Annotated in this window: 10 protein-coding genes and 1 tRNA gene; 6 read left to right on the forward strand and 5 right to left on the reverse strand. The window is 64.5% G+C overall.

Going from position 1 to position 7341, the window contains the following annotated elements; genetic code table 11:
- Nucleotides 1-760: 3-hydroxyacyl-CoA dehydrogenase family protein (locus RLN94_RS22160; protein ID WP_350169632.1), on the forward strand; the 760-nt coding region annotated here is incomplete at its 5' end.
- A gap of 9 nt (nucleotides 761-769) precedes the next feature.
- Here the strand turns inward: RLN94_RS22160 and RLN94_RS22165 are convergent.
- Nucleotides 770-985 carry a hypothetical protein gene (locus RLN94_RS22165; RefSeq protein ID WP_350125150.1) on the reverse strand — a complete coding sequence of 72 codons (216 nt, stop codon included), beginning with the start codon at nucleotides 983-985 and terminating at the stop codon, nucleotides 770-772.
- Between the two features lie 150 nt (nucleotides 986-1135).
- Here RLN94_RS22165 and RLN94_RS22170 point away from each other — a divergent pair, with 150 nt between their 5' ends.
- The gene (locus RLN94_RS22170) at nucleotides 1136-1396 is read left to right on the forward strand and encodes a DUF2312 domain-containing protein (RefSeq protein WP_057819835.1); all 261 of its coding nucleotides are present in this window, start codon (nucleotides 1136-1138) and stop codon (nucleotides 1394-1396) included.
- 295 nt (nucleotides 1397-1691) lie between these two features.
- Here the strand turns inward: RLN94_RS22170 and RLN94_RS22175 are convergent, their stop codons facing one another.
- Nucleotides 1692-2225 carry a GNAT family N-acetyltransferase gene (locus RLN94_RS22175; RefSeq protein ID WP_350125153.1) on the reverse strand — a complete coding sequence of 178 codons (534 nt, stop codon included), beginning with the start codon at nucleotides 2223-2225 and terminating at the stop codon, nucleotides 1692-1694.
- A gap of 131 nt (nucleotides 2226-2356) precedes the next feature.
- Here RLN94_RS22175 and RLN94_RS22180 point away from each other — a divergent pair, with 131 nt between their 5' ends.
- Entirely contained in the window at nucleotides 2357-3106 is a 750-nt protein-coding gene (locus RLN94_RS22180; protein ID WP_350125156.1) for a helix-turn-helix transcriptional regulator, read from the forward strand.
- Nucleotides 3107-3135: 29 nt separating this feature from the next.
- On the opposite strand, the gene RLN94_RS22185 is transcribed toward RLN94_RS22180, so the two are convergent.
- Nucleotides 3136-4011 (reverse strand): hypothetical protein, encoded by an 876-nt coding sequence (locus tag RLN94_RS22185; protein ID WP_350125159.1) that lies wholly within the window; start codon nucleotides 4009-4011, stop codon nucleotides 3136-3138.
- Nucleotides 4012-4133: 122 nt separating this feature from the next.
- Complete coding sequence (locus RLN94_RS22190; RefSeq protein ID WP_350125162.1) at nucleotides 4134-4952, reverse strand: hypothetical protein; 819 nt, start codon at nucleotides 4950-4952, stop codon at nucleotides 4134-4136.
- 180 nt (nucleotides 4953-5132) lie between these two features.
- Between RLN94_RS22190 and RLN94_RS22195 the strand changes: the two genes are divergently transcribed.
- From RLN94_RS22195 to RLN94_RS22205, 3 genes are all read left to right on the forward strand, one after another.
- Nucleotides 5133-5208, forward strand: a tRNA-Thr gene (locus RLN94_RS22195).
- Between the two features lie 415 nt (nucleotides 5209-5623).
- On the forward strand, nucleotides 5624-6163 hold the full coding sequence (locus tag RLN94_RS22200; protein ID WP_350125165.1) for a hypothetical protein: 540 nt from the start codon (nucleotides 5624-5626) through the stop codon (nucleotides 6161-6163).
- Nucleotides 6160-6570: a hypothetical protein gene (locus tag RLN94_RS22205; protein ID WP_350125168.1), complete on the forward strand. Its 411-nt coding sequence runs from the start codon at nucleotides 6160-6162 to the stop codon at nucleotides 6568-6570. Before RLN94_RS22200 ends, RLN94_RS22205 begins: the two co-directional genes overlap by 4 nt.
- An 85-nt stretch (nucleotides 6571-6655) precedes the next feature.
- Here the strand turns inward: RLN94_RS22205 and RLN94_RS22210 are convergent, their stop codons facing one another.
- On the reverse strand, nucleotides 6656-7147 hold the full coding sequence (locus RLN94_RS22210; protein ID WP_350125171.1) for a hypothetical protein: 492 nt from the start codon (nucleotides 7145-7147) through the stop codon (nucleotides 6656-6658).
- Between the last annotated feature and the right edge of the window lie 194 nt (nucleotides 7148-7341).

Here is a 7341-nt window from a genome sequence, read left to right on the forward strand (position 1 = left end):
GCGGCTGGCCGAGGTGGCCGCCCCGCCCGAGGCGCCGCGCGCGCTGTCCTGGGCTGTGCACCGCGCCTTCTCGACCGGCGCCCGCTCGGTGCTGTTGTCGTCCGAGGCGACGGGCTTCCTGAGCGACGCGATGGGCGCGGCCCTGTTCGGCGCGGCGCTCAGCCTGCTGGCGGGCGGCGTGCCCGCCGACCGCATCGAGGCGGCGGCGCGGACACTGGGTTTCGCGCAGGGCCCCCTGCGGCTGATCGACGAGCTGGGCGCCGTCACCACCCTGCGCCGCCTGCGCCGCACCTTCGCGGCGCGGCAGGTGCCCGAAGGCCCGCTGCGCCTCCTGTCCGACCGGCTTGCCGGCCAGCGCGACGCGGCGCGCGCGCTGGCCTTCCACGTGCCCGCGGGGCAAGCGCTCGCGCCGGATCCCGAACTGGCCGACTGGCTCTCCGCATGGCGCGCCGAGCACCCCGGTCACGCGCCCGGCTGGCCCGGCACCGACCCGGCGCTGGCGCTTCATGCCGCCCTGGTCAACGAGGGCGCCCGCCTGATCGCCGCCCGCGCCGTGCAGCGCCGCTCCGATCCCGACCTGGTGATGATCCGCGGTTTCGGCATGGAGCGGACCCGCGGCGGCCCGCTCTTCCAGGCCGATCTCGACGGCCTGCTCGCCCCGATGCGCGCCATGGCCACGCTGCGCGGGGTCAGCGCCGCCCTCTGGACCCCTTCGCCCCTGCTCGACGACATGCTCAAGAACGGCGAACGGTTCTTCTGAAGGGGGGCCTCAGCCCAGCGCGATCCCCAGTACCACGATCATCAGCCCCATCACCGACAACAGCAGCGCGCCGGTGTTGAGCGGCACCACCTTTTGCAGCTCGGCACGCAGCGCCTCCTCGCTCAGACCGGCCTTGCGCGCCTTCCAGACCCGGACGATGCACCACACCAGCCCCGCAAGGCCCACCAGCGAAACGCCGGTTCCCAGCCAGATCAGCACATCCATCGCCACGCTCCTTTCGCCACTGCCCCTTGGGCACCCCGCCGCCTAGCGCACCCGCGGCCCGCGCGCAAGCCGCGAGGGCGCGCGGTTGGCCATTGCAGGGGCGTCGCGGCGGCACTAGGAAAAGGGCCCGGCCCAATCGGAGAGGATGCCATGACCGACGTGAATACCGATGCCAGCTACCGCGTGACCGCCGACGAGCTTCGCCAGTTCATCGAACGGTTCGAACGGCTGGAGATCGAGAAGAAGGACCTTGCCGACCAGCAGAAAGAGGTGATGGCCGAGGCCAAGGCGCGGGGCTACGACACCAAGGTCATGCGCAAGGTGATCGCGCTCCGCAAGCGCGACAAGGACGACATCGCCGAGGAAGAGGCGGTTCTGGAAATGTACAAGGAAGCGCTGGGGATGGCGTGATTGCCGACCGGAATTTTGACGGCTGTCGCTAACTTGGGAACATCAGAAAATAAATCGTCGATCCGAGGCACTGCCCAACCTGTATTTTACTTGACGTGACTGTGTGCAGCAAACTTGTATTTGCTGCACACAATCCCAGGGGCCCAAATGGCGCATCGCCGAAAGCCTCGACCGCATGCCGGCCACACGGGACCGGCTGAGCGAGCTGTCCTGATCCGGCGCGGGTGGCGGTCGCGACGGTTCTACGGCTCCGTGTGTCTCGTGCAGGTCGTCACGGGCGCGCGGCCTCGCCTCCTCATTCCCTTCCGCGCGGCCTCTCGAAAAGCCGCACCTCCTGTCCGGCCTTCTCCGTGGCGCCGAACGCGCGATAGCCGATATCCTGCGCCAGCCGGATCGACACCGGGTGCGCCGCGCTGACGACGCAGACCGTGACCGGCGCGCCCAACACCCCGTCGGCCCAGTCCAGCACCGCCCGCATCGCCTCGCGCGCGTAACCGTGCCCCTGCGCGTGCGGCGCCAGGATCCATCCCGCCTCGGGCTTGCCGTCGAACGCCGGGCCCAGCCCGCGGCGGTGATCGGCCAGCCCCACCTCGCCCAGGTAGCGCCCCGTCTGCCGGTGCTCGACCGCCCAGAAACCATAGCCCGCCAGCCGCCAGTGCCCGGCATATTTCAGCAGCCGCCCCCAGCTTTCCGCCTCGGTCGAGGGGGAGCCGGTGATATGCCGCGTCACCTCCCGGTCGCTCCACACCCCGTGGAGCGCCTCGTGATCAAAGGCCTCGTGCCCCCGCAGCACCAGGCGGTCGGTGGTCAGAACCGGTGTGTCCGGCATGTCGCTTTCCTTCCCTGAACGGCCTGCGCCGCCGCTGCATGGCATTGTACAATGATGTACCGGCCCTGTAAGGTCGGGCCAAGGGGGCCCATCGCCGTCCGGGCGCCGCAAGCCTTTTGAAGACGTAGCCAGTGACCACGCGCTTTGCGAACCTGTTGATCGACACCGCCGACGCGCTGGCCGAGGCCGGCGATGCCGATGCGGCGTGGCAAGTCATCAACCGGGTCGGCACGCGGCTCGGCGCCCGCTCGGTCAACGCGGGCGTCTTCCTGACCGGCACCCCCACCATCGCCTGGATGCGCAGCACGATGAACCCCGACTGGCTGGAGGAATACGCGGGCGACGCCCTGCACGAGATCGACCCGCTGCTCAAGGCCTCGATGGCGGGCGACCCGCCGCGCCTCTACGATGTCGGCTTCCAGCAGCAGCTCGGCCCCCCCGAAAGCCGCTACCGGCAGTTGCACCAGCGCATGCTGAGCTATGGCTACCATTACATGCTCACCCATAGCTGGCAGCACGGGCCCGAGAACAAGTGCCTCGTGCTGGGCTGCGAGGACGACCCGACCCACCTGTTCGGCCCCGGCACGGCGCGCGCCTTCTCGGCGGTGGCGGCGATGCTGTCCTGCCGGCTGGAACCGCCGGGCGCGGGCACCACCGATGGCCGGGCCTTCGGCTCCTCCTGGCAGCGGCTCGAGCCGGTCGAGGCCGAGATCCTGTCGCGGCTGGCGCAGGGCATGACCGAGGACGACATCGCCGAACACGTCGGGCTGAGCGAGGCCGACGTGCTGCGCGTGATCGCCCGCGCGGCGGGCAAGATGCAGGCCACGTCGCGCGACGAGGCGCTGGCGCTGGCGGTGCTGCGGGGGCTGCTGACGCTCTGACGGGGCAGGGGGCGGGCGGACCGGGCCGCTCAGGGCGTGATCATGGTCACGCCCGGCACCCGCTCGATGGCATAGAGGTCTTCCTCGTAAAGATCGGTCAGCCGGTCGATCTTGTCCTCGGTCCAGCCCTCGATATCGTATTCCTCCTCGACCGCCTCGTCATCGGCGAACTTGTCGAGAAAGGCCGAGATCACCCGCCGCTTCTGGATCTCCGTCATGCCCGGATGCTCCTTCACATAAGCGTGGAAGCGCTTCATCCCGGTCTCGGTCATGATTTCCTGCAGCAGGCGGAATTCGCCCTCGAACCCCGTGCCGGGCTCCAGCGCCGCCATCTCGCGCACCACCTCGGCCCAGATCAGCGGCGTATCCTCGTTGCACCAGACGGTGATCGGGATGTCCGGCACCTGCGCCCGGATCCGCTCGAACAGCTCCGACCAGCGGAAGCTGAACGGGTCATAGCCGCGAAAGATGTCGTCGATCGTGTTGAAATTGGTCATCGCCAGCAGGGCCGGCATGAAGGTGGCCGGGTTGCGGATGGCGAAGAACAGCTCGACCTCGTCATTGGGAAAGATCTTGCGCACCGCTTCCAGCCGGGCACAGGCGGCGGGGTAGAACATCCGCTTCACCGCCATCTTGTGGGTGCCGAAGAAGCTGTCATTCGACAGGATCAGCCGGTCGGCCTCCTCCTCGCCGGGCAGGACGGCGTCGAGGATCACCTCGCGCGCATCCGGGCTCACCCCGTCCTGCGTGGCGGCGTTGACGATGTCGCGCAGCAGGATGCGGTACTCATCCGGCCTGGGCACGATCGTGCCGCGCTCCGCCAGCATCCCGGCATTGTCGACAAGGCAGTCGATCAGCCTGTCCTCGTCGGTCACATGGGCACCAGCGTGAAGTACGACCTGCATGAAACGTCCCGGTTCTACTCGTCAATCGCCGGCCAATATAGAGGGTTTTGCAAGCAGTTAAACAGCTTTCGGATGCCCCGGCAGGGGGTGTTGCGCCCGGGTGCCGGGGCGGGGCAGGGCGGTCAGCCCGGTTTGCCCTCGCCGGCCTTCTGCCGCATCAGCCCCTCGCGCTGGTAGGCCTGTATCCGCTCGCGCTTGGCCGCGTTCAGCGCGGCATCGTCGAGGTCCGAGCGGTTGAGCCGCAACAGCTCGTCCACACCGCCCGGCGGCTGCATGTTGTAGGACTTGAACGGCATCAGGTCATCGGCCGCCACCCCCAGCTCCCGCAGGATCGCGCCCAGCGGGCCCTGCGGCTCCTCCGCCAGCGCCTCGACGGGGCGCGCGATCACCGTGGCCCGGCGCCCCAGCCGGTCGCGCGTCGCCGCCACCACGTCGTCGAGCCGCGCGGCCCGCTCCAGCCGGGGCCGGTAGGCCGCGAAATCCTCGGTGATCCGCATCGCGCGCAGGTTCTGCCAGTAGACGCTGCGCGCCCAGTCTTCGGCGGCGCGGGTGGTGAAGTAGAAGGTCAGCGCCGCGTCCGTGCCGAAATGCCCCTCCAGCACGTCGGCCAGCCGCTCCATCAGCTCCGGCGTCGCGTCGTAGCTCCAGTTCTTCTTCCGCCCCGGGATCCACCCCAAGAGCTTCTCCGAACTGACCAGCACCGGCCGCGGATCGCCCGGATCGAGCGGCGCCACCGCGGCGGCGAACCCGGCGGCGTATTTCTTCAGCCGCCGCGGCGCCGGCTGCGCGCTGTGCCGCCGCGCGGCGGCAATGGCATCGGGAAAGTCGTCCATCTGCAAGACCCGCACCCGCGCGCCCAGCACGCCCGCATTCCGCTCGAGCCCGTATTGCACGCTCGTCGTGCCGGTCTTGTGAAAGCCGGGATGAACCAGAATCCGCATGTCGTTCCTGCCCCTCGACGGTTTCGCCCAGCCTAGCCTTTCGACCGGCCGGTTGAAAAGCCGCCCCCGCCCCCTCCGGCGCTTTCCCAGTTGCATCCGCGCCGGAGCTTTGGCATTAGGACGACAGCGGCCCGCGCACTCTACCGACGGGGGCCGTTCGAGGTATGAAACACAACCTCCGCCCCTATAGCTCAGCTGGTAGAGCAACTGATTTGTAATCAGTAGGTCGGGAGTTCGAGTCTCTCTGGGGGCACCATTAAAATCAATGAGTTAGATAGGTTTTTGGATCCGCGACTGCTCCATTCGGTTGCATTGGGGGACATATGGGGGACAATCTGCGCCTTTTCGTCCCCATTGTCCAAGTCCGCCGAGCCCCAACTTGTGGTCCGAGTTCTCAGCTCCTGGGCATCTCCTCAACCAAGCGGGCTGTCCCATGCAGGCCTGAGAGGCCCCCCATCCCATACTTGCGCTTGGTGATGCCGGACGCAAACGCGACTCCACATAAGCCGCAAGCCGGACTCCAACTGCGCGCATCATGCGCTATTGTGGATGCAGGGCAGATAGTTGGTGATGCGTGAAAGGCGAGTGTGATTGGCTTCGTGATCCTCCGGCCTTGGCAGGGAGAGAAATTTGATATATTCCGAAACGCCAACATTTAACTAAGGTTAAAAATGCCAGATTGGAAAACCTTCGAGGCTGTTGAAGCCCCGGGCCGAACCGATGATAAGACGCTCAGGTTAATGGTGTCACAAGAATTTGTTGATCGGCACTTTGAGGTGAATCGGCTTACTCCAATATTCCAACTGAACGCTCATGTATTTGGTCGCTTGCCAGAAATTAACTTGATCGACCAAGTGCAAAAATCCGATCCAACAACCCACCTTACCACGCTTCATGATGCCATTGCCTGCTTTGAGGGTATCGAAAGGCCCCACGATGACGAAAAGAACGGGGACACGGTTTTAGTTTACGTTTTGAGACCTACTGTAACAATAGAGCGGAAACCAAGTATGGCCTGTCAGGCCGCAGCCGCCGTGCCGCCAAAGTCTTCTGTGCTAACCGTTCTGGTGCGAACAAATCAGGATTTACACGATGATTGCGGCCAAGTAGATGGCTGCATAACTCGTGTAGAATGGGTTGTGGCTGGAATTGATGGGCTACCCAAATCGCACGAAACACGTTATACAACTCAACATTGGATCAGGACATGACAGGGCAGAAAATGGAAAACGCATCGCAATTCGCGGCATACGTGCCTTGCGCAACGTATTTTCACGACTCTGATTGCGTGGAATACGTTAAGAGGGACAGCCTACTTGTATATGATCGGGTTGATCAGTTTCTGACGCTGATTTTTGACGGCACGGGTAAACAGCTCGTGGGTTTCAAGCTCAAAGGCTTTAAAAACTTGTTTACCAAACAGCTTGCCCCAATGTACCGGCTAAACAACCGCCAGTTTGTTGGATTAGTTCCTGCCCTAGAGGCCATTTGTCAGGTTCTTGGTGGGCAATTGGAAGATGACGACGATAGGAAACAAAGTTACCGGGCAGCTATGGACTTAGCGGCGAATGACAATGTTTCCTTGTCGGGTGCTCATTTGGCTGCGTTGGCAGCTTAAGCCAAGTTGGCGCACTGCCAGTAACCTTTTTACGTCCGACTTACGCGCGTGCACATCGCGAAGGCATTGCACGGTATGCTCCACCTTATCGGGATCTCGCCACCACCAACGGCGGATCAGTCGGGAAACTCCTGATATCAAACCAGGTAAACCGCGTGCCATCTGGATTGCACTTCGTGCCCCAGTGCAGGCCCTTTGAGCCGTACCGAATCAACCCGGCTCGGAAGGCGTTCAGGTCGATCAGATACCAGCTCTCAACCGCCGTCTGATCAGCGTTAGAGTGGCCGTAGAACAGCCAGTCGCCCTTCCCGTTCACTATCTTGGAAAGCTCTGTCTCGGCGCCTGACGGGACGCCTGAGCGGATGGTAATCTGATGCGGGTATCTCGACGCGTAGCCGGGCCGGCGAACTCTGGCGGCAATCCGCATGTCGCGGGCATCGAGCATGAGAAGGTCGGTCGCCTGTAGCATGTCCAGAGGATCCGGCGCGGCTTCCAGCAAGTGCGCCCCGACGATGTGCTTGATCTGGGGCAGGAAGCGGTCAGACCATTGGCGGTTGATGTCGTAATGGAATGTCACGGCGCTCTACTCGCTACAGCACAGAAAGACGGCCCACATCGCTGCAGGCCGTCCGGTGTGAACGGCGGAGCAATACTCGGCCACGGTAGCGACGGCATAGTGTTGTCGCGGGCGGCGTAAAAGTCGTCCACTTTTGCCCTTTCGGATTTCGGGAGGGCTTGGGGATATACACCGTGGACTTGTATTTGAAGGTG

The organism is Roseovarius sp. (assembly GCF_040223625.1).
GTDB lineage: Bacteria > Pseudomonadota > Alphaproteobacteria > Rhodobacterales > Rhodobacteraceae > Roseovarius.

What these genes read in the sequence shown, in the direction of transcription:
- RLN94_RS22165 (WP_350125150.1), bottom strand. Translation starts at nt 985, where the DNA reads ATGGATGTGCTGATCTGGCTGGGAACCGGCGTTTCGCTGGTGGGCCTT.
- RLN94_RS22170 (WP_057819835.1), top strand. Translation starts at nt 1,136, where the DNA reads ATGACCGACGTGAATACCGATGCCAGCTACCGCGTGACCGCCGACGAG.
- RLN94_RS22175 (WP_350125153.1), bottom strand. Translation starts at nt 2,225, where the DNA reads ATGCCGGACACACCGGTTCTGACCACCGACCGCCTGGTGCTGCGGGGG.
- RLN94_RS22185 (WP_350125159.1), bottom strand. Translation starts at nt 4,011, where the DNA reads ATGCAGGTCGTACTTCACGCTGGTGCCCATGTGACCGACGAGGACAGG.
- RLN94_RS22190 (WP_350125162.1), bottom strand. Translation starts at nt 4,952, where the DNA reads ATGCGGATTCTGGTTCATCCCGGCTTTCACAAGACCGGCACGACGAGC.
- RLN94_RS22200 (WP_350125165.1), top strand. Translation starts at nt 5,624, where the DNA reads ATGCCAGATTGGAAAACCTTCGAGGCTGTTGAAGCCCCGGGCCGAACC.
- RLN94_RS22205 (WP_350125168.1), top strand. Translation starts at nt 6,160, where the DNA reads ATGACAGGGCAGAAAATGGAAAACGCATCGCAATTCGCGGCATACGTG.